The sequence below is a fragment of the Bradyrhizobium sp. CSA207 genome, assembly GCF_029051685.1.
Lineage (GTDB): Bacteria > Pseudomonadota > Alphaproteobacteria > Rhizobiales > Xanthobacteraceae > Bradyrhizobium.
The window spans coordinates 68,174-93,463 of the sequence record NZ_JAACFT010000018.1 but is presented as its reverse complement, the minus strand read 5'-3'; the positions used below and the strand labels follow the sequence as shown (position 1 = coordinate 93,463).

At 57.9% G+C, this 25,290-nt stretch carries 18 protein-coding genes and 1 pseudogene; 6 read left to right on the top strand and 13 right to left on the bottom strand.

Annotation, left to right across the window (positions count from 1 at the left end; all coding sequences use genetic code 11):
- The 4 genes from GWG65_RS21225 to GWG65_RS21210 form a co-directional block, all read right to left on the bottom strand.
- Entirely contained in the window at nucleotides 1-390 is a 390-nt protein-coding gene (locus tag GWG65_RS21225; RefSeq protein ID WP_275197504.1) for a VanZ family protein, read from the bottom strand.
- 322 nt (nucleotides 391-712) lie between these two features.
- Nucleotides 713-2,074, bottom strand: coding sequence for a DUF4910 domain-containing protein (locus GWG65_RS21220; RefSeq protein WP_275197503.1), 1,362 nt, complete (start codon nucleotides 2,072-2,074; stop codon nucleotides 713-715).
- A 30-nt stretch (nucleotides 2,075-2,104) separates the two neighbouring features.
- A complete protein-coding gene (locus GWG65_RS21215; protein WP_275197597.1) occupies nucleotides 2,105-3,358 on the bottom strand; it encodes a class I SAM-dependent methyltransferase in 1,254 nt (417 codons plus the stop codon).
- Nucleotides 3,359-3,554: 196 nt separating this feature from the next.
- A complete protein-coding gene (locus tag GWG65_RS21210) occupies nucleotides 3,555-4,136 on the bottom strand; it encodes a dTDP-4-dehydrorhamnose 3,5-epimerase family protein (RefSeq protein ID WP_275197502.1) in 582 nt (193 codons plus the stop codon).
- Nucleotides 4,137-4,677: 541 nt separating this feature from the next.
- On the opposite strand from GWG65_RS21210, the gene GWG65_RS21205 reads away from it, so the two are divergent.
- On the top strand, nucleotides 4,678-6,105 hold the full coding sequence (locus tag GWG65_RS21205; RefSeq protein ID WP_275197501.1) for a glutamate-1-semialdehyde 2,1-aminomutase: 1,428 nt from the start codon (nucleotides 4,678-4,680) through the stop codon (nucleotides 6,103-6,105).
- Between the two features lie 177 nt (nucleotides 6,106-6,282).
- On the opposite strand, the gene GWG65_RS21200 is transcribed toward GWG65_RS21205, so the two are convergent.
- The 4 genes from GWG65_RS21200 to rfbF form a co-directional block, all read right to left on the bottom strand.
- Nucleotides 6,283-6,954 (bottom strand): helix-turn-helix domain-containing protein, encoded by a 672-nt coding sequence (locus GWG65_RS21200; RefSeq protein WP_275197500.1) that lies wholly within the window; start codon nucleotides 6,952-6,954, stop codon nucleotides 6,283-6,285.
- A gap of 604 nt (nucleotides 6,955-7,558) precedes the next feature.
- Nucleotides 7,559-8,329: a response regulator transcription factor gene (locus GWG65_RS21195; RefSeq protein ID WP_275197499.1), complete on the bottom strand. Its 771-nt coding sequence runs from the start codon at nucleotides 8,327-8,329 to the stop codon at nucleotides 7,559-7,561.
- 285 nt (nucleotides 8,330-8,614) lie between these two features.
- Nucleotides 8,615-9,688, bottom strand: coding sequence for an SDR family oxidoreductase (locus tag GWG65_RS21190; RefSeq protein ID WP_275197498.1), 1,074 nt, complete (start codon nucleotides 9,686-9,688; stop codon nucleotides 8,615-8,617).
- A 12-nt stretch (nucleotides 9,689-9,700) separates the two neighbouring features.
- Nucleotides 9,701-10,546: a glucose-1-phosphate cytidylyltransferase gene (rfbF, locus tag GWG65_RS21185; RefSeq protein WP_275197496.1), complete on the bottom strand. Its 846-nt coding sequence runs from the start codon at nucleotides 10,544-10,546 to the stop codon at nucleotides 9,701-9,703.
- A 369-nt stretch (nucleotides 10,547-10,915) separates the two neighbouring features.
- On the opposite strand from rfbF, the gene GWG65_RS21180 reads away from it, so the two are divergent.
- Complete coding sequence (locus tag GWG65_RS21180; protein WP_275197495.1) at nucleotides 10,916-12,106, top strand: acyltransferase; 1,191 nt, start codon at nucleotides 10,916-10,918, stop codon at nucleotides 12,104-12,106.
- 50 nt (nucleotides 12,107-12,156) lie between these two features.
- Here GWG65_RS21180 and GWG65_RS21175 read toward each other — a convergent pair whose 3' ends face one another.
- Both GWG65_RS21175 and GWG65_RS21170 read right to left on the bottom strand, forming a co-directional pair.
- Nucleotides 12,157-13,014: an aldo/keto reductase gene (locus GWG65_RS21175; RefSeq protein ID WP_275197596.1), complete on the bottom strand. Its 858-nt coding sequence runs from the start codon at nucleotides 13,012-13,014 to the stop codon at nucleotides 12,157-12,159.
- 324 nt (nucleotides 13,015-13,338) lie between these two features.
- Nucleotides 13,339-14,343: pseudogene (locus GWG65_RS21170) on the bottom strand (acyltransferase); the annotation flags it as partial.
- 849 nt (nucleotides 14,344-15,192) lie between these two features.
- Between GWG65_RS21170 and GWG65_RS21165 the strand changes: the two are divergent.
- From GWG65_RS21165 to GWG65_RS21155, 3 genes are all read left to right on the top strand, one after another.
- On the top strand, nucleotides 15,193-17,400 hold the full coding sequence (locus GWG65_RS21165) for an Ig-like domain-containing protein (protein ID WP_275197493.1): 2,208 nt from the start codon (nucleotides 15,193-15,195) through the stop codon (nucleotides 17,398-17,400).
- A 503-nt stretch (nucleotides 17,401-17,903) separates the two neighbouring features.
- Nucleotides 17,904-18,884: a glycosyltransferase family A protein gene (locus GWG65_RS21160; protein ID WP_275197492.1), complete on the top strand. Its 981-nt coding sequence runs from the start codon at nucleotides 17,904-17,906 to the stop codon at nucleotides 18,882-18,884.
- Between the two features lie 272 nt (nucleotides 18,885-19,156).
- Entirely contained in the window at nucleotides 19,157-20,443 is a 1,287-nt protein-coding gene (locus GWG65_RS21155; protein ID WP_275197491.1) for a polysaccharide biosynthesis protein, read from the top strand.
- A 50-nt stretch (nucleotides 20,444-20,493) separates the two neighbouring features.
- Here the strand turns inward: GWG65_RS21155 and GWG65_RS21150 are convergent, their stop codons facing one another.
- The 3 genes from GWG65_RS21150 to GWG65_RS21140 all read right to left on the bottom strand — a co-directional run bounded on the left by GWG65_RS21150 (nucleotide 20,494) and on the right by GWG65_RS21140 (nucleotide 23,862).
- The gene (locus GWG65_RS21150; RefSeq protein WP_275197489.1) at nucleotides 20,494-21,219 is read right to left on the bottom strand and encodes an FkbM family methyltransferase; all 726 of its coding nucleotides are present in this window, start codon (nucleotides 21,217-21,219) and stop codon (nucleotides 20,494-20,496) included.
- Nucleotides 21,220-21,291: 72 nt separating this feature from the next.
- A complete protein-coding gene (locus GWG65_RS21145; RefSeq protein ID WP_275197488.1) occupies nucleotides 21,292-22,215 on the bottom strand; it encodes a glycosyltransferase family 2 protein in 924 nt (307 codons plus the stop codon).
- Between the two features lie 84 nt (nucleotides 22,216-22,299).
- Nucleotides 22,300-23,862 carry a hypothetical protein gene (locus GWG65_RS21140; RefSeq protein ID WP_275197487.1) on the bottom strand — a complete coding sequence of 521 codons (1,563 nt, stop codon included), beginning with the start codon at nucleotides 23,860-23,862 and terminating at the stop codon, nucleotides 22,300-22,302.
- 188 nt (nucleotides 23,863-24,050) lie between these two features.
- On the opposite strand from GWG65_RS21140, the gene GWG65_RS21135 reads away from it, so the two are divergent.
- Nucleotides 24,051-25,268, top strand: coding sequence for an O-antigen ligase family protein (locus GWG65_RS21135; protein WP_275197486.1), 1,218 nt, complete (start codon nucleotides 24,051-24,053; stop codon nucleotides 25,266-25,268).
- The last annotated feature ends 22 nt before the right edge of the window (nucleotides 25,269-25,290 follow it).

The window sequence follows — 25,290 nt, the reverse complement described above, 5'->3', positions numbered from 1 at the left end:
TTATGCCGATGTACCGGTTCGTTGCGACCTCAGGGTGTTCTTGACCCGATCGACCCGCGCCCACCAGACCTGCGTTCCCACGCGGCCGACGCCGACGCCGCAGACTCCCCCAGCCGCCTTCACGAATGCATCTAGTACTCGACCATGCCGGTCCGGTGTCAACAATTGCAGACTTTCGAGAGCGATGGCACTGGCGATCATCATGGTAGCGATGAGCAACGTGCGGCGCGGCGCGCCCAAGGCAAAGGCGAGCCCCATGGCGGCAAAGGCAGCGAAGTGCTCAAGTTGCAGCCCCGCCAGCGTCGGGCGGTCCCGGATCGGAGAAAGTGTTGCAAAGGCGATGAAAGCTAGTACCACCCAGCCAGTCACTAACGACAGCCGTTGGATCATGACGTCGTGCCCACCCACATTCTCTTCAATCGGACGTTCGGCTCACCCCGTTCTCACCCCGCTTGCCGCGGCTGGCCGCTACCTCGAGGTGGCAGCCCATCATGCCACAGAGAGTTGCACTCGCGCCGTTGGCTCACCTTCGAAGGACGGGCACAGCTCTCGCAACACGTCCGTCTGTGAAGGGCTTTATCCGCCCTCCACTCGCTTGATCGCTCAAGTCGGGCGCCAGCAAACATCGTGCACCTGAAGGATCGCCTTTAGCGTGCCTATGATACGCGCCCTCTGGCCCGCCGCGGCCTGACGCCGAGCCAGCTCCATCGCGCTACTTCGCCGGGGCCGGGACAATCGATTTTATGAGCCCTGCTCCGCTCAGTGCCGCCGCGGCCTGTTTGATCGTTTCCCAAGGCAGTCGAGCCCGTTCGGCGATATCAAGGAGTGAGTTTTCTCCGTCCGACATATTCAAAATCCATAGCAGGCTCATCTGGTAGTCTCCGGCCGCGAGACCGCCCAGCCCGCTGTAGAGGCCGTACTTGCCAAGTTTTGGCTCGCAGAACGGCTTCTCGCTCCGGTAGCAAGCATTGTTCTCGATGATGTCGATGGTCGAAATTGCTTTCGACAGCGTGTCACGCAGCGCAGCTGGACGAACAAGGTCCAAATTGTCGGCTGAGCTGTGGTACTCCGCGAACTTGCCGTAGGGTGTTCGCATTACGGTTCCAATCGGAAGATTGAAACCAGGCGAACAGTACTGCCGTTCGTCGTAGCCATAGGGAGAAAACTCCTCGATCTCGTACGGATCGCCACTCTGCTTGAGGACGTAGGACCAAGCCCTGTCGATCTCGGCGTTGCCGCGGCGACTTTTTTTGTAAGTCACTGGCCCCGGATCTCCAGCACAGGTTACGACGAATCCATGCTTAACTCGCCCGACATGTGCCTCGTTCAGCGCCAACCACGTGATCGAGCCGATCGTGCCCGGGGCAAAAACGAAACGATAGGTATATCTATGGTCCATCTTCCGAAGGTACTGGGCAAGTGCCGTGGCAACCGCGATTCCGGACAAGTTGTCATTGCACAGTGACGGATGACAAATATGGCAGGAGATCAACACCTCGTCTGAAGTACGGCCAAGCAACCTCAAATCGCCGTATGTCAAATGGCCCGGTTCGAGCCTGGAGTCGACACAGACCTCATAGTCGTCCTCTGGCATTGCTAGCAGTTGATTGTGCGGCAAACAGAAGCCCCAGGTCGTCTTGTAATAGCTCGTGCGATAGGGCGTCCAATCAGGTCTTTCTGGATCCGAGTAAAGATGGGGCTTGAGCTCGTCGAGTGTCATGCGCGCCCGCACCGGCATGCTGTAGTTGAGGAGATGCAGGTTCGACTTCTTAAAATCGACCACACGTTCGCCCGCGCTGTTCTTGATGTATGCGTCCCGAACGTTCCACTCCGGGGGCACAGTCCAATCGAACACCTGCAGACCTGAAGGTACCTCACAAGTTGTGAGAGGGATGTAGTTTCGGATCAAGTCAATTGTTCTTCGAACCCCGTCTCCCGTGATGCTACGGCAGATCGGATACATGTCTGCGATAAAGTCGTAAATCGCCTGCCCGCTTTCATCAGCCGACAGATCGACCGCCATCTCGCTTTCCCTGAGGTTCGCAAGATCTACATGCCGCGCAATGTCGTCCATCCCTCGCCTCGCTAATGAACTCAACCCGGATCAATCTACGAGTCTAGGCTCCGGGATCGGCACCACGAATTCCGCTCCCCAGCTGCGGGCAAACGACAGCTGGCTGACAATCTCTCGCTTCAAGTTCCAGGGCAGGATGAGTATGTAATCCGGCTTTGTCACGCTGATCCGCTCAGGCTCGAAGATCGGAATATGGGTGCCGGGCAACAGACAGCCCTGCTTGTGTGGACTTCGATCAACCGTATACTCGATATGATCGGTGGTAATACCGCAATAGTTCAGGAGGGTGTTTCCCTTCGCTGGGGCGCCGTACCCGACCACGCGCTTGCCCTGGCGTTTCGCCTCCTCAAGAAACGCGAGCAGCTTGCGTTTGGTTTGCATAGCGCGTTCTTCAAACGCATCGTAGTGATCAAGATCGGCGTATCCGGCGTTGATCTCGCGCGTCCGGAGATCGTCGACCCGGTGCGAGATTGGATGCCATCCTTTGCTGTGCTGAGCATAGATCCGCAGCGACCCGCCATGCGTAGGCAGCTCCTCCACGTCAAACAACGTCAGCCCATGCGCCGCAAAGATCTTCTCGACGGAGATGAAGGAAAAGTATGAAAAGTGCTCGTGATAAATCGTGTCGATCTGACATTCATCGAACAACCGCATCAAATGCGGGAATTCCATTGTAATGACGCCTCGATCCTCGAGGAGGATGCTCATGCCTTTGACGAAGTCGTTCAGGTTCGGCACGTGGGCGAGGACGTTGTTTCCAATCAACAGATTGGCGCGCAACCCCTCACGCCTCAGGGTGCGGGCGGTGCGTTCGCCAAAGAACTCCACGCGGGTCGGAATCCCCCTCGCGCGCGCCACGGCGGCGACGTTTTGAGCTGGCTCGATTCCTAGAACCGGAACGTCCTTCTCGACAAAGTATTGCAACAAGTATCCATCGTTGCTTGCAATCTCAACGACCTTGCTCTGAGGACCGATTCCGAATCTTTCCATCGCCCGGGCGACGTAGGACTTGGCGTGTTGCAGCCATGACTCGCTATAGGACGAAAAGTAGGCGTAGTCCCCGAAGATATTCTCCGGTGGTTCCCATTCCTCCAGTTGAACAAGGAAGCATTCTCCGCAAACGTACGCGCGCAACGGAAAGAACCGCTCGTCCCGCTTGGCTTTTTCATCTCGCAGATAGGAATTGGCCAGCGGCGACAGTCCGAGATCGATGAACACGCGTTCGAGGGGCGTATTGCAGAAGCGGCAGCAACTCGGCTCCGCTGCCCGTACAGATGGCGCCATGCCGTTGAGCGGGCGAGTAGCTTCTTTTTCCAACATTCTGTGACTCCTGCCGAGGAAGCGACGATAGTTTCCGACACGCTAGCTTTCGTCGGCGTGGAGCTATTGACGGTCGTCAAGTCACGCTTGGATTTCTGGCGCCGTTCTCGGGATGCATATGGCGAGACTTCGTGTTGACGAGGCCGCGCCGCCGCTTGATCTAAGTGCCTGCCCGCACAGCGGACCTCATCCGCGCCTTCAATTCAGCACCGATCTCGCTGTAGGGCTTCCATGCCCTGTCGCGTTCCGAGATCACGCGTACGTCTGTCGGCCAGGCGATTGCAAGCGCCGGATCATCATGTGACAGCCCGCCTTCGGCGCCCGGTACGTGGTAGTTGCTGATGAGGTAGATCAGCTCGGTGTCGTCGTTGAGCGTGATGAAGCCGTGTGCGAAGCGCTCGGGTATGTAGAGGCCGCGGCCGTTGTCCGCAGACAGGTTGACCGTGACAGAGCGCAAATAGGTCGGCGATTCCGGTCTTAAGTCGACGATCACGTCGGCCACCGCACCCTTCGAGCATCGCACATACTTGGTCTCCGCTGCCGGCGGATACTGAAAATGCATCCCGCGCAACGTGCCGCGCTTCGCGTTGTAGCTGATACTCCCCTGCGCGACGACTGGTTTGAGACCGTGCGCCAGAAACGTATCGGCGCAGAATATCCGGGCAAAGTACCCGCGGTTATCCTGGTGCCTGTCGACGTCCACCGTGTAGGCTCCGGTGAGGATCGTTTCTGAGAATATCATGCTGCAGGAGAGACCGTTAGGATGCCGATTTCTAGAAGAACACGATTCGGCAAAGTTGAGAGACAAGCCACAGCAGAGCGAGGTTCCATGCGACGACGCAAACCAGCGCCAAAGCGACACCGAGAACAGGCCAGTTAATGCTTCGCCCCGTCGTTTTCTCGACGCTGATTTCGGATGCGTATCTTGCAGTCCTGAGTTGTTCAGCTTCAGACATGTTTGGCACTCAACCCTGAAACACAACGGCCTTCAGCCTAGCTGACGCCGCATTCCTCAATCTGACGAAGCTCAATAACGATGGGATGCGAGGCGATGTCAGTTGAGGAACGGCGCAGGGGTAGAGCCTGCAGTCTGGGGGCTCTCCCGCTTCCATCTCGTTGCAGGCGACCAACCCGAAATGACTGCTGAAACTTTTGCAACGAATGGTGCCGAATTGAGAACTCTCAAGTATGCGGCATTTTGGCCATATCAAATGGGTCGACAGGCACGGGATTGGCGAGGGAAAGCTGGTCCTTCGAAAAGTACGCTTGGTAGGGGGTCGGTTATGAAGATGAGTTCTTCCTGCTGGTCAGGAACGACGGCGACGAGGGAAGACCTCGGCAGGTTCACGGCGTCTGGCGAACTACGACATCGAGCCCGCGCGGCGATCCCTGGTGGAGCACACACCTACGCGAAGGGCGATGATCAATATCCGCTGCTGGCGCCGGGCTTCATCTCGAAGGGCTTCGGCTGCCATGTCTGGGACGCTGACGGCAACGAGTTCATCGAATACGGAATGGGGTTGCGCGCCGTGTCACTCGGCCATGGCTTTGCCGCTGTAGTCAGGGCCGCCATAGAGGAGCTGTCGCAAGGAACAAATTTTACGCGGCCATCGACGCTGGAGGTCGAGTGCGCGGAGCGTCTGATCGAGCTGGTCCCCGGCGCCGAAATGGCAAAGTTCACCAAGGACGGGTCGACGGCCACGACTGCCGCGATCCGACTTGCCCGTGCCTACACCGGCCGGAATATAGTCGCCATGTGTTCCGACCACCCCTTCTTTTCCTACGACGATTGGGCGATCTGCACGACGGCGATGGACGCCGGCATCCCCCTTGATGCGATGCGGCTGACGCTCGGATTCCGTTACAATGACCTGTCCTCGGCGGAAGCGCTTTTTGCTCAGTACCCGGGTAAGATCGCAGCGCTGATCCTCGAAGCCGAAAAGGAGGTGCCGCCTGCCGCCGGATATCTGACTGGGTTGCGCGAACTCTGTGATCGGAACGGCGCCCTCTTGATTCTCGACGAGATGATCACGGGCTTTCGGTGGCCGAAATGCTCTGCTCAGAGGTATCACGGAGTCGAGGCCGACCTATCGACGTTCGGCAAGGCGCTGGGCAACGGCATTGCGATCTCCGCGCTGGTTGGCAAGAGCGATATCATGAAGCTCGGCGGCCTCGATCATGATCGAGACCGTGTCTTCTTGCTGTCAACCACGCACGGTGCCGAAACCCACGCGTTGGCCGCGGCATTGGCCGTCATGGACACCTATCGCGACCGGCCTGTCATCGAGACGCTTCACCGCCAGGGAGACCGCCTGAAAGCCGGGCTCGAAGCTTCCGCACGCCGTCGCGGACTAGCCAACCATTTCAAGCTCGCCGGCCGGACGTCCAACTTGATCTATACCTGCTTGGATGGCGACGGAGCGCCATCACAGATCTTTCGCGCGCTGTTTTTGCAGGAGACAATCCGCCGCGGCTTGCTAGCCCCGTCACTGGTCGTCAGCTATTCGCACTCTGATGATGATATCGACCAGACCATCGAGGCCATCGATGGAGCACTCGACGTGTACCGGAAGGCGCTGGAAGACGGACCGGAAAACCATCTGATCGGTCGACCGGTTCAACCCGTATTCCGTCGGCGAGCCAATCCAACTCTGCAACCGACATGCCAAATGTTAAGCGACGCAAAAGCAAATGAATCGCTCAAGGCCTGATGCTCCGGCCTCTAACATACTTCAGCAGACCGCGGACCACTCCAACCGTTGGCCCGCGGTAAGCAAGGGAAACAGTCACGGCGAAGGTGCGAACGCTCAGCCCAGTTCGAGCCGAACCTGACGGCCCCCGCGTGGAAAGAACCAAATGAACTTTCCCTTTCGCAAAACGAACTCAAATCAATCGAAGGCCGGCCCGTTGGAGATCCTCGCCAAACCTTCCAAGTTGATGAATCTGATGGTCTTGCGGTTGGGCAGGTCAATTAGTTTTTTCGCTTTGAACTCTGCGAGCGTGCGGCAAACCGTTTCAAGCGATGTTCCGACGTGGTCGGCAATATCGGCCCGGGGTAACTGAAGCCGGAGCGCTTCCGGGCGTTTGAGATCGGCAGGCAAGTGCGGTCGAATGCGCAACAATAGCCACGCGATGCGCGCCACACAATTTTTTTGGCTCATCGTCAGCACCAACGAGAGTGTATCCGCCAAGACCTGGTGTGCACCACAGGGCGCATCGCTCCGACACACTCCAGAGACTTTCGATCGAACTACGCGACAATCTGTCACGGCCTCTGCGGTATACTGCTGGTTGGTTGAATGAGTTGGCATGACCACATCGCCGGGCCAATAGAAGGCGAGGATTTGGCGGTTTCCGTTCTCAAGTAGCCGGACCGCCCGAACCACGCCCTCAACAATCTCGATCTTTTGAGCCTCTTCTTCTCCCTCCCAGAATAGGGCCCGGCCGCGGGGTATGAAGGATGTGGAGGGCCGTCGGAACTCAGGAGCGTCGTTACGGGTCGATCTGAAGGTTGGCGTAGATAATTTTCCGTCGTCGAGCGAAGCCGATTCCGTAAGCATGTCTATCACCTCAGCACCTAATCCGGCGCATTGAAGTGTAGGCTCTCTTGATCCGAAGGATATTCAGGCTAATGCGTTAGGATTTTGCCGGTTCCGAATAAGCCGGTCGATCTAGTCCGTCAGGCGAGAAAACTATTCGGTGCTCACGCATCACTCAATCGAGCGAAAAATTCGTGCAAACGATTGGCAAGATGCGCGACTCTGCGGCAGTCGCGCCGATTTCCGCGCCTACATTCGTTCGCACCGATTTGCGACAGCGGGGCAACAGACGCGAAGCATGCACAAGGCGCGCTCCCGCAGTAACTCTTAACGGTCTGAGTTTCCAGAGGCGTCCCGAGATTATCCACTTTGGTGGAACTTCGAGTGCGATGCCGGTATATTGAAAAATGCCCCACGAAGACGGCGAAGACGCAGCCTGAAGAACCGCGCAGCGCAATTCGGCGGCAACGATACACTTGCCTTCCTGCAGGCTCTGGCGCTTGCCGAGAAGTGCGGCGAACCAAAGGCTCGTCGGCGCGCCACGTCGACCGCTTCGTTTGCTAATTCCTGGACGCGGGCAGCGCGCCGGATCCCGCCCGAAGACGTGACAAGATGATGACGCCGCTCATTTGAGAAGGCGGCGATCGCTCCGCCGGTCTTCGAAAGAACGGCCGGTCCACCGGGTGCCGGAGATCTGATCGAAACCTGAGCCATTGCTCCTGTTGATCACGAACCTCTTGCTCTTCATTTTCGTGGTTAGCCGGTCTCGGGGTCCGACCAGCTTCGCGGCCATAAACGCGGCCTCCGTGCGATTGCGAGCGCCGAGCGCGCGAAGAAGAGCCGCTGTATGAATCTTGCTGGTCCCTTCCGCAATACTCAGTTCGCGCGCAATCTCCTTGTTCGACATTCCCTGAGCCAGGAGCGGAAGAATTTCGTTCTGCCGGCGCGTCAATCGCAGGGCCTCCAGATCGAAGTTGACCGTCTGAGCAATTTCTGGCCGGCGGACGTCATCATCAGCCAGCCACCGGGGTACATAGATGCGCCCCGACAACAAATCATCGATCGCGGCCAGCAATTCCTCATCCGACTGAAGCTTGGGCACGAAACCGTGGAAGCCGGCCGAAAGACACCTCAACACATCCTCACGCGTAGTCGACGTTGACATCACGGCAATACGCGTCGCGGGCCTTATGTCGAATACTTCAGCAAGAAAACCGAGCGAACGCGGGGTGAGGCAGCCGAGGTCGATCAAAATCAGATCGAAACTGGTCTCCAGATCGAAGCCTTCGAGCCCCGAGGTATCAACAACGCGAGATTTCTTGAACCGGGTCCCAATCACGTCCCGGAGGCCGCTACGATAAACACTGTGCGCATCGACTACTAATATAACAGACACTGCTCAATCCTCGAGCAATCCGTACTCTTACCCGGAATGCTCACATCCTTGGCAGCTCGACTGACAAAAGTGCGAGCAAAAAATCGCCCCGTCTGAATATCGACTTGAATCCTAGCCGCTCTTGGCAACCGGACCGTGACCAAAATGCGGCACTGCAAAAACAATATAATAGCTTAAGAGAAAGTCAACAGATTGAAAGTCAATAGATTGTAAGGCTCCGCTTGTTGTCGTGGCACGTGCGTCGACGGCCTAGAGCTATCGCACTTGTGGCGCATCCACCGGCGCTCAGCCTCCGACCAATGATAACGCGCTCGCCCCCGGAACGAATTCGGGAATCGGCGTCCATCGCAAGTGGGAATCCAACTGCTCAGTGTCTTGCAAGTGGCGAAGCTCGGAAAGGCGAGTAAAGGGCGCCGCATTGAACGTGGCATCGTCCAACTGAATACGTTCGAACACACTTCTCAATTGCCGCGCACCGCGCTGCGCATTCCATCCGCAGCGGAAGCTTGGCATGTGAGCCTTAATCTTTGCAAAAGATACACGATAGCTGCGATTGTCTGGGCCGCTCGGACCGAATGATAGCTCGCAACCGGGAAAAGTCTCGTTCACGATCTCTGCAATTTCGCGCACCGTATAGTTCTGGGTTTCGTCGCCAACATTGAATGCCTCGGCGCAGACTGCCCCGCGTGGCGCTTCGAGGGCACACAGGATTGCCTGGCAGATGTCCTCGATATGGACCAGAGGACGGCAAGGCGTGCCGTCGCTCATGACGCGTATCTTTCCCGTCGTGAACGCCCAGCCGGCAAGATTGTTCAAGACCAGGTCGAAGCGCTGTCGGGGGGATGCTCCAAAGGCTGTCGCGTTGCGCAACAACACCGGCGTGAAGCGGGAATCTGTCAACGCGACGAGATCACGTTCAACCAGTACCTTGCATCGCGCGTAGGCCGTTTGAGGATCGCAGGTTGACGTCTCGGATTTCAGGTCGCCCCCTGCCGCACCATAGATACTGCAAGACGACGCATAGACGAATCGTTCGATGCCCGCTTCCTTGCATTTGAGCGCAAACTCCACCGATCCACGGTGGTTGATCTCCATCGTTATGGCGGGATTGTTCTCCCCGAGCGGATCATTGGACAGTTCCGCCAAGTGAACCACAGCGTCGAAGTTTACCAAATCGGACCGCGACAATTGCCGCGTATCACGTGACATCACCATCGGCCGTGTCCTGCCGTCATCGAATAGCCAACCACGACGGTACAGACCCGTGTCAATACCGGTCGCGTGGTGACCGCGCTCAAGCAGTTTGGGACCGAGCACCGCACCGATATATCCGTCGGCTCCCGTGAAGAGAATGCGCATGTGATCATCTCCTCAGAACGTGGCTTGATGGGCAATGGCCGGCTTCGGCGTCGTCGTGTTCGCAGTCGCCGCGAAGCCACCCTTGCCCCACACGCACCAAGGCGGATTGCCTGCATCCCATAACTCTTGCAGCACAGTCTTGTCGCGCAAGGTGTCCATGTTCTGCCAGTAACCACGGTGCCTATAGACCGCGAGTTGGTCCTGTTCGATCAACCGCGTCAGCGGTTCACTCTCCCAGCTTGTGCTATCACCGTCGACAAGATCGAGGGCCTGCGGCTCCACGACGAAGAAGCCTCCGTTGATGACCTGGCCGTCGCCCGCGTCCTTTTCGCGGAACTGCGCTGCGCGCGGGCGGTCCGAGGAGAGATTGATCGCGCCGAAGCGGCCAGGCAACTGTACCGCAGTGACCGTCGCCAGCGCGCCTTGCTGGTGATGAAACTTGATCAATTCGCGTATGTTGACGTCGCAGACACCATCGCCATACGTCATGCAAAACGTCGCATCCCCGAGATGATCGCGCACCCGCTTAAGCCGGCCACCGGTCATCGTCTTCTCGCCGGTATCGACCAGCGTCACCTTCCAGGGTTCGCAGCCGCTTCGATGCATTTCAATGCGATTGGACTGGAGGTCGAGCGTGAAATCTCCCTGATGAGACAGGTAGCTCATGAAATAGTCTTTGATCACCGTGCCCTTGTAACCACAGCAGATAACGAATTCATTCAGGCCGTGATGAGAATAGAGCTTCATGATGTGCCACAGGATCGGACGACCACCGATCTCAACCAATGGCTTTGGAACCACCGAGGTATGCTCGCTCAATCTCGTACCATAGCCGCCGGCGAGAATGACAACCTTCATCGGGATCTCCTGTCTCAGGGACACCGCCCGACTCATCCGGATGGACTATCGCGGATGGGGCGACGAGATCGGACCCTAGGTCGCAGCTGCAAGACCAAGTTGATAACCGTCAACTCGACTAAGTCGCATTGAACTGACTGGCAGAGCGCAGCCCTTAGTCGTCGGCACGATTAGCGGACCAACTTCCATTTCGTTGCCGGTCGCGCACCAACGCTCGACACGTTTGCCCGCAGCACGCATGCTGCGAACAAGCCTACCGCGCCGTCACAACACTCACGTCGACGATTTGACGCTTGTCAACTTCCCGGTCCCAACCGCTCATAGTCAAGGATCAGAGCGACCTCGTATTACACTCGGCAGGACCGAGCGATGACATCGATTGAAGACAAATGGGAAGCGACGAAGGGGAGGCCCGCGGGCTTCGACGTCCTGCGCATCACATTGGCGGTCGCAGTAATCCTCTGGCATACCGTCGCGGTGTGCTACGGTGTGGCCGCCGAGCAGTGGTTCTATGGCGGCCCCCTCAAACCACTGGTCTGGCTTGTCATTCCGGCCTTCTTTGCGCTGAGCGGCTTCCTCGTCGCAGGAAGCCTCGAGCGCAACAATCTTCCGTCATTCGCCGTATTACGGATTATTCGAATCTCTCCTGCGCTGACCGCGGAAGTCATGATCTCGGCGATATTGATCGGTTCAATCTTTACGACTCTCCCATTGTCGCAGTATTTCACCGATCCGGACTTCTTCCGCTACTTCCTCAATACGATCGGCGATATTCACTTCTACCTGCCGGGCGTTTTTTCTGACTTGCCCGTACCAAACATGGTGAACAGCCAGCTCTGGACCATCCCACACGAGCTCGAATGCTATCTGGCGATCAGCGCGGCGGCATTGATCGGCCTAACCAAGCGCAACCGGCTGTTCCTCTTCGCCGTTCTGTTCATCATTATCGCATTGGCGCTGCGCGACTTGCTTGGCGGCAAGCCGGGTTCGCCGGCCGCGCCCCCAGGCCGAATGCTGGTCCTCGCTTTTCTGTGCGGGGTCGCGCTATTCCTGAACCGAAGCAGGATCGCGTATTCCCCCTGGCTCTTTCTGGCCAGCGCCGCCGGTTTCGTTGTTTCCGTGCTCGCCTCGACCCGAGCCGGCGAGGATCTCGCCGCTATCTTCATTGCCTACCTCACGGTCTATCTCGGACTGCTCAATTTCAGCACCGGACCGATCGCCAAGGTCGCCGACTATTCGTACGGCGTGTATCTGTATGGATTTCCGGTGCAGCAGACAGTGGCTCAGCTGTTGCCCGATCACCGCGTGTGGTACGTCAATTTCGGGCTCAGCCTCGCCGTGACGCTCATCTTCGCGATAGCATCGTGGCATCTGCTTGAATCCAAGGTGATGGCGAGGAAGAAGATCATTCTCGCGTTCGTCTCGACGCTCGTAGACCGTGCACGAAATCACCTTGTACCCGCTTGGGGCTTTCTGGTTCGTCGCTCCGCGGAACCCGCGCACGCGACGTCTCCCAAGCAAACGGTCCACACGAGCTGGGATGATGATCCGAGCCGGTAGAATGGACGTTTGTCCAGCGTTCATCAGCTGCCGCCGCGGACGCGCGCCAATCAGGTCGTCAAGAAGCGTCGGGTCAACCGGCGCAGGATGCGCATTTGCCCATAGGCTGCCGGATCGGGGCCGATCCGTCCATCGGGCCGGTCCAGCCCCGCAATTACAGCATGGTCATTGCTGGTCAGCTCAAAGCCGAATAGATCGATGTTTTCAGCCATGCGGGCCGCGTTTGCCGATTTCGGAATCGCGATAGAGCCGGTCTCGAGGTGCCAGCGAAGAATAACCTGCGCGACCGCACGGCTGCTGCGCTCTGCGATGGCCCGGATCCTCGGATCGTCAAGAGCCCTGCCCCGACCGAGCGGGCTCCATGCCTGGGTCACGATGCCGTAGCGTTCATGGATATTCCGCAGCATTTGCTGCTGAAAAGCGGGATGCAATTCGATCTGATTCACCGCCGGTGTGACGCCGGTCTCATGGATGATGCGCTCCAAATGATCGGCCGCGAAGTTGGACACCCCGATCGACCGAACACGTCCCTGCTTCTGGAGCTCAATGAGCGCACGCCAGGTTTCGACGTAGGCCGCGCGTTGAGGACATGGCCAATGAATCAAGTACAGATCGATCACGTCGAGTTGCAACCTCGCAGCGCTGGCCTCGAAGGCGCGCATTGCCCGATCGTATCCGTGATCTTCGTTACGGAGCTTCGTCGTGACATACAACTGGCTTCTCGGCAGATTCATCCGCCTCAAGGCCACGCCGACACTGGCTTCGTTTCCATAGTTCGCCGCAGTGTCGATCAAGCGATAGCCGGCATTCATCGCAGTAGCGATGACCTCAGGTGCGCGCGCATTGTCGATCTGCCAGACACCGAAGCCGAGTTGAGGCAGTGCATGGCCGTCATTCAGCAGCACCATCGGAACGTTCGCCGCGGGCGCCCCATATCGCGCTTGCGCAGAGGCGATCTGCACCAGCGTAGCGTCGGTGCCGGACGATTGCAGCGGCGGCCTTGCCACCGCACCAGGCATCATCATCGCACGATCTGCCGCGAGCGCGCTCCGCGAACTAACGGCGTCAGCGATCGCTGTCGGACGGAATATACGACCACCGCCCGCTATGCCGTACAGCATAATGCCCTTTAACCAGTCTCGGATCGCAAGCGTACGACTTTCGAACATGAAATAGACGATGCCTGCGGCGAGCAGGCAAGTCAGGATGAAGCTCGTGTCAAGCCCGACTGATGCGAGAGTGAAATCCTGACGACCACCTGCAACTGTGACGTTCAGCAGCAACAGGATCGGGTAGTGAATCGCGTACAATGAAAAGCTGAATTTTGCGAGTTCTCTGCCGCTTCGCAGCAATGAGGGTAGTCGCACCTTTAGACAGTCGAGGCCGATAATGAACGCGGCTGCGCCCAACCCCACGGCCAGGCTGAACGCGGCCCATTGAGGGAAATGGCCTTTGGACGTGACAAGGTACAAGCCGCCCATACTCACGAGAAAGCCGCAACACCACGCCCAGATCGGTGCAGTCACGGCGTAGGCGATCACACCGAGGCACCAAATGGCAAAGAAGAAAAGGAGTTTCAGGCCGATATGCGTGCCGCTTCTATCGAAGTGCTCCGCCATCACGAACAATCCGAAAACCGCGATGATGAGCAGACCGTAAGCTGGAGTCTTGCGGACCGAAATCAGCGCAAAAAACAGCACGTAATACCAAAACTCGTTCGACAAGCTCCACAGGGCCGCGTTTCCGGCGAATTCCGAACAAGCTATCGTCTGGAGAAACAAGCCATTGCAGATTGCGGTCGCGACACCGACAGGCGCGTGGAAGATTGCCGCACTGTTGTAGACGTCTTGATGAGAGGAAACATAGGTCTGCCAGCCCGCGGATTGCTGCGCTGAAATATAGACGCAGAAGGAGATGGTCAGCGCGGGCAGAAGTACGACATAGAGCCGTGCAAAGCGCGCGGAGAAATAGTCGATTACATGCAATTGTCCGCGCAGACTTCTGACCAGCGCAGGCCCACCCACCAGGTAGCCGCTTAAGACAAAGAACACCAGAACGGCAGCAGGGCCATGTGCGCTTAGGGCCCAGAGAACGGAATAGACCAATTTGATCGCCGGGTCATAGCTCTCACTCGGCAGCTTCTCCATGAACATCAACTGATAGGAATGAAATGCCACGACCTCGACGGCAGCAAGTCCGCGGGCGAGGTCGAGCCAGTCCGACAGAACAGGAGACACTCCGGTCTCCGCGCGAAAACCGATCACGTCATGCCTTCCGTCTCGAGCAACCCGGCAAATCAGGGAAGCGATGCCAGCTTTCCGAGTGCTTAGCCGCTATTTTCCGGGGTCGAATTGACGCTTCTCAATAATGCGCGGCGCAGAACGATCAGCAACTGGCCTTTGCCTAGCTGCCGAACAATGCGCGAATCGAGTCAACGCGATGCCCAGGACGCTCGAGTTCGAGAAGCCGTGCACGCGCCCAACTGACGCGAGACAATTCGACGCAAGTCCGCTGAAGACGCGTTTGCTATACAACGGGTGAAGGCGAAAAACAGCTTATAACTCTTCATTGTAGCACGATGAGCGCTCAAGCGCCTTTCGCTCTTCGAAAGAGACAAACACCACCCTCATCGTCTCTCTTTGATCGAAGAACGCCGCACTAACACCCCATTCGGGAACAGCTCAATCACATTGGCGACAAATTCTGTTGCGAGCGTCAAAATTGAGAATGAGGTCGGTTTGCATTGCGTCGACAGCCCAATTTAGCGGCCGGTGCATAAAATCCATGCAGGTCTCAAGCGAGCTGCAACGAGTTCGATACGCGCGTCGATTGAATTTTTCTGTGGCTTGGTTCATCTTTTTGGGGAAGGACTCAATGTGATTCGGCAAGGCCGATCTCAGTGACGCTTGGAAGTTGGGCCGTGCGGGCGTGCGGCCGTTCTTTGTGATTATCGCGTCTCAGCAGAAATTGCGTTCGGATAGCGTGAGCGGCGCGAGGCGATCATGCTTTAGGGCCGCAGGCGGTGCTCGCCCGGTCAACGCTGATTGCTGCTCTCATAATACCGACACCTCCAACGGGACATTGAAATGGCGATTTCGTTATCGGAGCTGATCAATCAGAACACGCTTGGTCGAAGCGAGGGGTTTCCTGCCGGCGTGCCGCACAGCTACAGCTGGTACAAGGGCTGGAACCCTGGTGGTCAGCTGACCCCGCCTCCAGGCTTTTCCGCCGTCGAGGGTTGGGGGCAAGTTTATACCGAGGAAGGAGCCGCCGCCTCGCCGAACGCAGATGTCGAAGTCGCGAACGCGAAAACCTATGTGCATATCAAGGAAACCGGCCAATGGGTGCTGGTGCAGGACCAGTCAAAGCTTGGTCTGGGAGGGGGGCATTTCGTCGCCGATTTCGCCGGCAACTCAGCCTATCCGATGCAGGTGACTCGACTACCAGGTGGCGCCGCGAGCTTTGATGCCCCTACGGCCGGCTACAATGATCATTTCTGGTATGGATCGCGAGGGACATACGCGGCTGGAACGGTTGACGGCGTCTATGTCCAAATGGATATGAGGACGACCGATCCGAACGCGAAACTGGTGGCCATGGTAGGCGTCGATTGGTGGCGCAACGCGACGGCTCCGTTTCTTTCCGACCACAGCAACAATCCGGGCGTTGGTGGCAGCAACTGGGTTGAGCTGTCGACCCAATGGAGGACGGTTGGCTACTATTCCATGAGCAGTGCGGCATTCCAGGCAGACTTGCCTCCGCCGCTGCTCGGATCTTCACAAACGCCTCCGGTCGTGCCGCCGGACACGCTGGCACCGGCAGCACCCAAGATCGCTGCGTTTACGCCCGATACGGGTACAGTCGGAGACAAGACCACGGACGCCAAACAACTGACGCTGAGTGGTACGGCGGAAGCCGGCAGCACTGTGAAGGTGTTTGAAGGGACGGCCGTCATTGGCACGACGAAAGCGAATGCGAGCGGCGCCTGGAGCCTCACCACGGCGCAATTGCCAGACGGGACCCACACGTTCATCGCGAACGCCACGGACGCTGCGGGCAACGTCAGTTCGAAATCCGCTGCCCTGAATGTGATAGTGAGTGCGACTCCTCCCGTCACCTCGCCGCCGGCAGCAGGCCAGAACCTGCTGGTCAATGGATCGTTCGAGGCAACTACCTTGGCGCCCTTCGCCGGCGGCCGTTGGGGAGCCTACCAGGCCGTTTCCGGCTGGACCGCGATCACCGGTGGCACGATCGAGCTCTGGAACAATCTCGACAGGGTCAAGGCGAGCGACGGTGGCAATTTCGGCGAACTCGACTATGCCGGCACTCGAGATGGCTTCTACCAGGACGTAAAGACCGTTGCCGGACAGTCCTACAACTTGTCCTTCGACGCGCGCTCACGATCTGGCTTCACCGGTTCGACCTGCTCGATCGAGGTGTTGTGGAATGGCTCACTCATTGCCACTGTCCCTCCCGGCACCGACTGGCAAACCTACGACTTCAAGGTGGTAGGGACCGGTGCCAAGGATCGCCTCACTTTCCGTGAGGTGGCGGGCCAAGGCAGTGACGGACTCGGTGCGCTTTATGACAATATTGAACTCACCACCGCCACGTCCCAGCCCGTCACGTCATCGCCGGCAGCGGGTACGAATCTCCTTGTGAACGGATCCTTCGAGTCGTCATCACTGGCGCCCTTGCAGGACGGTCGGTGGGGAGCCTTTAATTCCATTCAGGGCTGGCACGCCATCAGTGGCGGCACCATCGAGCTCTGGAACAATCTCAACGGCGTGAAGGCCAGCAACGGAGGCAATTACGGCGAGTTGGACTTTGCCGGAGCTCTTGATGGCTTGTACCAGGATGTAAAGACCGTCGCCGGACAAGAATACGCTCTTTCCTTCGACGCGCGCTCTCGGCCGGGGTTCACAAGCTCTACCTGCTCAATTGCGGTGTTGTGGAACGGCTCGGTCATTGACGTGGTTCCACCCGGTAGCACTTGGCAAAGCTATGACTTCACGGTGACCGGCACCGGCGGACAGGACCGCCTGACATTCCGCGAGCTGGCAGGCCAGTCTGGTGATGGACTGGGTGCGCTCTATGACAACGTTTCCTTGGTTGCCAAGCCGCCAAGCGCCGCTTCGTCGTCCCTGCTGAGTGATGCAAGTCATGCAATGGCGCTGATGAACCAATATGCGGCGACCGCTGTCATCAGCTCCGGCGCCGAGACCAGCAGGGTCTTAACCGGTGAAGCTAACGCTTCTCCCACGCAGACACTTTCCCTTCCCTGGCAGCACTAGTTCGCCGGCGATTGAGCGAACGCAGCCCAAAGGGTGTCGCACAACGGCACCTTTTTGGGACGACGCCACGTGGACTTGTAGCCCACGCGAGGCAAATCCCGATCGAGTACGCGAACGCAGGCCGGGCAACGCGGAATGAGCATGCCTGAGGGGTACGCCGCCGCAGTTCGAGAGCAGCGAGGCGGAATTGATAGTCGTCAACTCGGGTCAGCCCACTCTGCACTAGTTGACACTGGGCGTGCCCTGAATGATGCCGTTCGCCGTCCATGCGCGCTTTGTATGATCGAGTATGGGAGACGGTCGTGCACGCCACCAGGTTCACTTCTGATCAGAAACCGACGCATATTTGGTCGGACACATGGCCCTCGCGAGCATTGCTGATGCGCTACGTTCGGCAATCCTGAACCATGGTACCTTCTGTAAACATCACGAAGGTCGCATCGTTAGATTCCATGCAAACGGTCGCGAACCACAACTTTCGGGCTGGCCGGGACTACCCGTTCGTGACGATCGCCATTCCTACATATAATCGGGCCGCGCTCCTGAAGGGATGCATTGCGTCGGCGCTGTCACAGACCTACCCCCATTTCGAGGTCCTCGTCTCGAATAACGCCTCGCCGGACGATACCGTCCGCGTTCTGAGAAGCTTTAGCGACACAAGATTGCGAGTCATCAACCAGGAAACGAATATCGGCCTGCTCCCAAACTGGAATGCGTGTCTCGAGAATGCCAAGGGCGATTACATAGTCTTCGTTTCCGATGATGACAGGGTCATGCCGTGGCTGCTCGAGCGGTCAGCGGCCCTCATCAAGCAACAGCCGCAGCTTTCGAGCGTCATTACACTAAGCAATCTTCATGCTGCATCGCTCGGGCAGACGAGGCCCCCGCGTACCAGTCGTCTCTGCGATACAGGCATTCGGGACGGCGCCGCGATTCTGAAGGCCTTCTTGACCGATCAGATCACAGTAAATATGTGCGGTGTGGTGATGCGGACCGAACTCCTGCGCGAACGAGGAGGGATCCCGCTTGATCTGCCGCACACCGCCGACGTCGCCGCTTGGGCGCCGCTCCTGCTGCTGGGCAGAGCTGGGTTGATCAACGAGGCCTGCGCGACCTACACCTATCACGACGACTCCGAGACGGCTCGGTTGGGCGTCGAGAAGCTTCTGCACGACGGGCGCAAGGTAGCCGATCTGATCGCACAGACCGCGGAGGTTCATGTCCAGGACCCGCAGATGCGCAAGACCATCCAAATCCAGGCCAGGCGCTGCTTCGCGCGCCGCGGGCTGATCACGCTATCCGATTACCGCAAGAGCGGCGGCAGCATTCAGGAGACCTTGAACGTCGCCTGGCAATTTCGTCACGACCTTTACGGTATCAGCCTGAGGGCCGTTCTTCGCTTCGTTGCTGTGACCTTTTGTCCACAACGTCTTGCCGCCCGGCTGCGCCGGCTGAGGCACAGCACACCGGAGCAACTAGCCTGACGGCACCCACCACGGCGTCGTCGGGCTACGCAACATGCGCCGCCTCGCTCGGCAATCGCAGTCACGCACATCTTCTCAGCCATGCGGTTATTGACGCCCCTCAAATCCGGGGGACTCGACATATGTAGGATTCCTTACGGAAGCGAGTTCATGGTCATCAGTTCACATAACGAGTCACTATCCATTCGATCTAACGGGCGTCCGGAGGCGTCGTGGCCGGTCGGGTACAGAACATACTGGTGGTTCGCTGTGCCTGATTCACCGTCTACATTATGAGCGCCGCAGCCGTGCCCGCTTCACTCAACCGGCTCCTCGTCGATCTTGTGGTCATGGCCATGCGGGCCAGCGTCATGGGCTGCAAATTCGGCCTCGCCCTGTTCATTGCCCGTTATCTCGATCTGTCGTCACTGGGCTTGTATGGACTTGCCGCCGGCGCCATTGCGGCCGTTCCGATCGTCGTCAATCTTGGAATGAACCATCTGCTGATGCGCGACGCGGTCACCGCTCCCGCAGGCGAAATGATCGACAGCATGCGCCATTACTGGTCTTTCGTGATCTCGGCCTACATGGTTCTCTTGACGATCGCCATTCTGGTTACCATCGTCCTTGGAACTTCCGCTTTATGGGTCCTGATCGTTGCCGTGATCCTGTTCGAACATGTCGGTAACGACATCTTCTATCTTCTTTCAAGCCTGCAGCATCACCTCTCGGCAAACGCCATCGGCTTTATTCGCGGCGCGGCCTGGATTCTCGTCTATGTTCCGCTCGCTATCTGGGACCCGAGCTTTAGGGCACTTCCGTGCCTGTTCGGTTTTTGGCTGGCGGGAAGCGTCGTCTCGATAGGTCTTTTCGTTTTCCTGAGCTGGTCCTGGCCATGGCGAGCGTCCTTTTCCCGTCCGTTTAGACCTTCGGTGATTACCGGAGCGATCCGGAAGTCCCTCCTCATGCTGGTAAGCGATCTCGGCTTTGTTGCGAGCCAGTACATCGACCGCTATCTCATTACATTGTTGCTGGGCTTGAAGGTCGCCGGCATCTACTTCCTCTTCTGGACGGTCGGGAGTTCCGCAACCACCTTTCTCGCATTGGTCCTCCAGCAAAAGCAGCGCCCTTTGCTGATCAGCGCATATCGGACCGGAGGCTCGTCCGCGCACTGCCAGCTGGCCTGGCGCTTCATGCAGACGACAGCGCTCGCCACACTGGCGCTTAGCACTGCGGTCGGGTTTGCTTTCCAGATCCTTTTGCCGTGGCTGGATCAGCCCGCTCTAGCTGCCCAGTGGTCGGCCTTCTGGCTGATCGTTGCAGGGCTCGGCGTACGCTACATGGCGGATTTCGGAGCCCTCAGCCTGTTCACGGCACATCGCGATCGGCTGACGACGGTCACAAACGTGGCATCGGTATGTGTCTCGGTGATTGCGCAGGTGTCACTCCTGCCGTTCGCCGGACTCCACGGGGCTGGCGCAGCAATCCTGTTCACGTCTCTCGTCATTGCGTTTTGGCGCTACCGGCTCCTGTTCGGTTTCTCACTCGCGAACGTCGACTCCGGCCGGGTGGGAGCCTGACCCCGACCAGATGCGCCCCCAGGCTACACGCTGACCGTATGTCCCAGACGTCAGTGGTAGCTGACACCGTCGGTGTAGTCAGCCCGTCTGAATATGCAATCCACCTCGAGCAGGGACGCGGGATCCTGAGAATAGTAAGTCACAGGGCGCATCTGGCTCAACGTGAAGCCGGCCTCCCGCATGAAGCGGAGCGCCTCATCAAACTTCCAGGTGCCTTCATAGAGGTGGACGAGGGGCAATTCCAGCTGGACGCCAAGGAGACGATGAAGCGAACTCTTGCCGCCGCGCAATACATTCTGCTCGAACCCCTGCGTGTCGACCTTCAGGAACACACGATCATCGGCGAACTCCGAATACATCGAGTCGAGCGTCGTGATCGGCACCTTGTCGACGCGGACCACATCAGCTTCATAGATGCTGTTGCGGCCGACCTCCGTTTGGCTGACAATCGAGCTCATCGCCGTATTCCTGCTGACGTTGATCTCGACGGTGCCCATGGTCTCGCCGAGAGCCAGGTTTCGGCAATCCCACTTCTCGTCGGCTGAGCAGTTCGTCTTGAGCCGTTCGAACACGTCGACGACAGGCTCGAAGGAGACCACCCTGCCCGTGTAACCTCGCAACCTGAGTTCTTGCGCAAACTGGCCTTCGTTGGCCCCAACGTCCAGAACAAGGTTGACAGAACGAGAGTTGAGAAACTCCACCAAATCCGGGTGATGACGCCGAATTTCATATCCCGCTGATCTGACGATCGATTTCAGTCGGTCCTTGACTACCATGTCTCTGCTCCCCTGATTTCTAGTCCACTGACGAAACTGTCGATGCTTGCGTGTGTCATGGAGACGAAATGTTTACCGCCAACCGAACTGGCTCCGACGCCACCTGAGAATTGGTGACAAAATTGCCCGTCCCACGTGACTGCGCCGCAAGCCAGCTTTGACCAGGTCCACGGCCGGCGACGGAAGCGGAGGCATCAGGTCGTTTCGCGTGGTGAAAATTCCATCTCCCCGATCGATGTCGCATTCGACAGCCTTTCGCACGCGATCCCGCCAGGAGGCTGTCTCGTGCATCGGTGCCAGTCCTTCGTCTGTCCAATCGGGCTGCAAGCCCGTTGCAAGCGTTCGGTTGGCTTCGTGCTTGAATAGCGCCGGTTGCCTTTGACGTATTTCCAGCCGGCTCGATATCTGCGCAGGCGAGCGGTACGGAAAGTGCTTCAAGCGAATCCGCGACGGAAATGTCCGGCCCCGGTTATGCGGCCAGACCAACCCACCCCAGCGGAGATCGTTGCGGTGGCGGACAAATCGGGGTTCACTCCAATTGTTCTGAAAACATTTGAGCCTTTCTTGCACCGGCCGATCCAGCCAGTCCGAAGGACTCTGTTCGTAATTTCGAAGATCGACGTCGGTGAAGTAGAAATTGAACGTGGCAGAGAGGACGAAGCCGTAGCTGTTCGGGACGCGCGCGAGGAAGCGGGCCGGATCGTCAATGTAGATTTCGTCGGAGTCTAACCTGCACCACCAATCTCCCGGAGATGCTACACCGCGGCGCGTTTCGAATATTTCTCCGCGGAGTTCGTCGGTGAAAATGCGATTGTCATGACCAACGATCTCGATCTTCGAGTTCTGGCTCGCGATGGCCTGTACTGTTTCCCACGTTCCATCGACACTGCCATTGTCGAAAACGAATATCCTGTCGCTCCAGCTTAGAGCGGCCTCCAGAGCCTCGCTGACAATGTCGTTCTCGTCTCGAACGCAGCAAATGCTGAAAATCTTCATGCTGAAGGTCTACTCACTTGGCGCCGATTAGGAGCCGCCGACGCACCACGCGAAAACTGCAGCGATTCGTTGGTATGTTAATCCCTAGAGCGGAGGCATCCTGGTCGATCGAGGAACGGGGCCGACAACCGCTTCTTCTTTGAGGTCTGCCAATCCGGTAGAATGAAGGTCCTTCAGTCCTTCCGTTCTTTGCCGGGCCACCAACAGCAGATTCCTTACCGGATCGTCATCTCCGACGGCCCCTCCGGGACTTGGGTGGGCATGCATTGTGCTTCTCGCGAGTTCCGGCCCGAAGATGCCTCCAAGACCGAGCAGAAAGCCACCGGCAAGCGCCAAGGCTACGAGCTGCGAGACTTGAGGAAATACAGGCGCCGTTGGAGTTATCGCTTTCTGCACTACTCTGAGGCTGGAAAGCTGGCTCTTTTTGGCGACCTCGGTGCTTATCTGCTCCTCCTGAATGCGGGCTGCATACTGCGCCGCAGCTGACGACGCGGTCGTGAGAACGCGCTTCAACCTTCCGTACTCGGCCTCTTTTGCAGAGAGCGATGCAAGTTCCCTATTCACTTTCTCGAGCTCGGCACCCAATTGACCCAGCAGCTCTGTCTGCCCGTTGAGGTCGGCATTTATCTTCATCAGCGTCGACATGTTCTCCTGGTAGACCTTGATCAGAAGCAAGGGAGGCTGCTCCTCAAACTGGTCCGGCGGCTTAGCGGAGGAATCGAGGGACTTTCGAGAGTCCGGCCCCGCCAGCGTGCTCACCATTCGGCTCACGGTCTTGGACTGCGTGACCGGCCGCAGGACGGCCAACTGGTCCGCGATCGCAAGTTTCTGCCCTTTCTTATCCTCGATTGCGCCCCGCGTCGTGGCGATCAGCGCGGCCAGATCACTGGCGCGCTTGAGCAGGAGTTGCCGCTGATCGTCAACGGCATAAATCGATGCTTCAACGGAGAATCGCTTCAGATTGGCAGCCGCTACCTCCGCCTCTTCCTCGAGGCGCTTCGTTTGCTGCTGGAAGAACTCCTGCGCCCCCGGCATTTGAACATCGAGACTTTGAACGGTTACCAGTGCGTTCCCGAGTTCGTTCAGATAGCTCGCGGCGATCGATGGATCCTTGTGACGGAACGTTATCCTCAACAAGTCGGATCTGCCCTCCTGCTTGGCATTGATGCGGTCTCTCAGACTGAGAATTCCAGACTGGTTACGCTCTATGTCTTCCTCTGCTTCCGCCTGCGCCAGTGGCTGCGGCTTTGCCGGCTCCTTGGCGAACACATCCCGAAGATCGATTTCCTTCCCCCATGCCATAAACCTGGCGAGGAGCGTCGGGTTTGAATCAGATGACAGCCTGTCGTAGCCAACGTTTTTCGCGGCTTCCAAAATAACCTGGTCGATCTTGGCGATGCGCGACAGTGATTCCATCCGGCTTTGAAGGTCAACGCCCTCTCCGAAAGGCGAGGTCGCGTTGCCGGAACGTTCCTTGATCCCCTGCCCGGCGCGCAACAGCACATACGCCTCGTACCGGTCCCCGACCGTCGCGTAATAGAGAAAGGCTACGCCGGACGTGAGCAACAGGCACAGGTAAATGATCCACTGTCGCCGCCATAACAGACCGAAAGCGCTGGCGAATATAGTGCGTTTTCCACGTTTCACCGTCGGCTCCACTTCTTCGGATTGCCACAGCGTCTACCGAAGCGCCCAGACCGATATTGACGACCGTCAAATCGGATTCGGTGATCGCCGACATGTTGACCGCTGAGACTTCCGCAATTCGCGCAGGCTGAGCCTGTTAAGGGGCACCTCAGGAGCCGTCGGGCCAAGGAAGTGGAGGTAAGTCTGTTGTGAACGATCTAGCTCTAGGTAGAGAGGAGACACCACACCGCGTTTCCGCCTCGATGGCCGTCCACGGCCGGTTCTTCGTGGTAACTTGCTTCGGCCTCGTGTTCCTGAACTGCCTGACGTTTCTCTACCACTTCACCGGATCGAGTGTATTCAACGTCCTGAGCAACTCGATAAGCCTGCTGCTTATTTCATGGTCCGCCTACCACGTACTGGTAACGAGAGAGAGCGGTGCCTTTTACAAGATCTTGCTGATGCTCGCCTGCATCTTCACAGGTACGAGCTATCTGGTGAATTTTGGAGCTTTCGAGCTATCGGATGGTTTGAAGCTCCTATCCATCTATTCATTCTACGCCGCAGGCCGCACTACGCCGGAGCGGTTGCACCGATCCGAGAAGCGGTGCATCTACGCACTCGCGGCGCTGCCACTACTGTTCAAGGTGGTCGGCCAGACGAAAGTCTATACCGGCATCGAATATCCTGACGTGTTCTCCTATTTTCCGAACACAAACACGGCAGCGCTGTACTTTTCGGCTCTTTTCTTTGCCGTTTCCCCCTGGTTCGGAAACAAGGTCCTGATAGCGCAGTTCGTAAATGCTGCGATCATGAACCGAGTTGGCCCCGCATTGGCAACCATCGTCGCCATTGGTCTCTGGTCTTTCTTCCCGTTGAGACCACAAGTATTCGTCGCGCTCTTCTTGTTGGCAATAGCCAGCCTCGCCGCCTACGCGCTTGGCGCGCTGGATCGACTGATAACGGGTCTGAACGCAATAGCGCTTATCTGGAGCCTCGACCCGAGCACCATCGCGCGAATGTCAACCAAGCAGTTGATCGATTTGACGGGTACGACGGACATGTCCGCGTTCTTCCGCATCACCCACTGGACGAACATATGGCAGATTTATTCGTCGCTAGGGCTCGGCGGAATATTGTTCGGTTACGGTGCAAGTCAGACCGGCGTCTTGACCGTGTTGCCGCTGCCGCCGCACAACGATTACCTGCGCGTGCTGGCAGAATACGGACTGTTGAACTGCGTGATCTTTGTCGTTTTCGTGTTCAGCATAATGTTTTCGCTGAAGGAGCGAGCGGCGAAAACCATGTACACCGTGTTGCTCATCTATTTTTTGTCCGAGAACCTCATCGACAATTTTACGTCGATGACGCTGTTCTTCTCCTATGCGGGTCGGTTCACGTCGCCGAAATGGTCTCCAGCCGAGTGACGCGCAGCTCGCGTACCGCGTA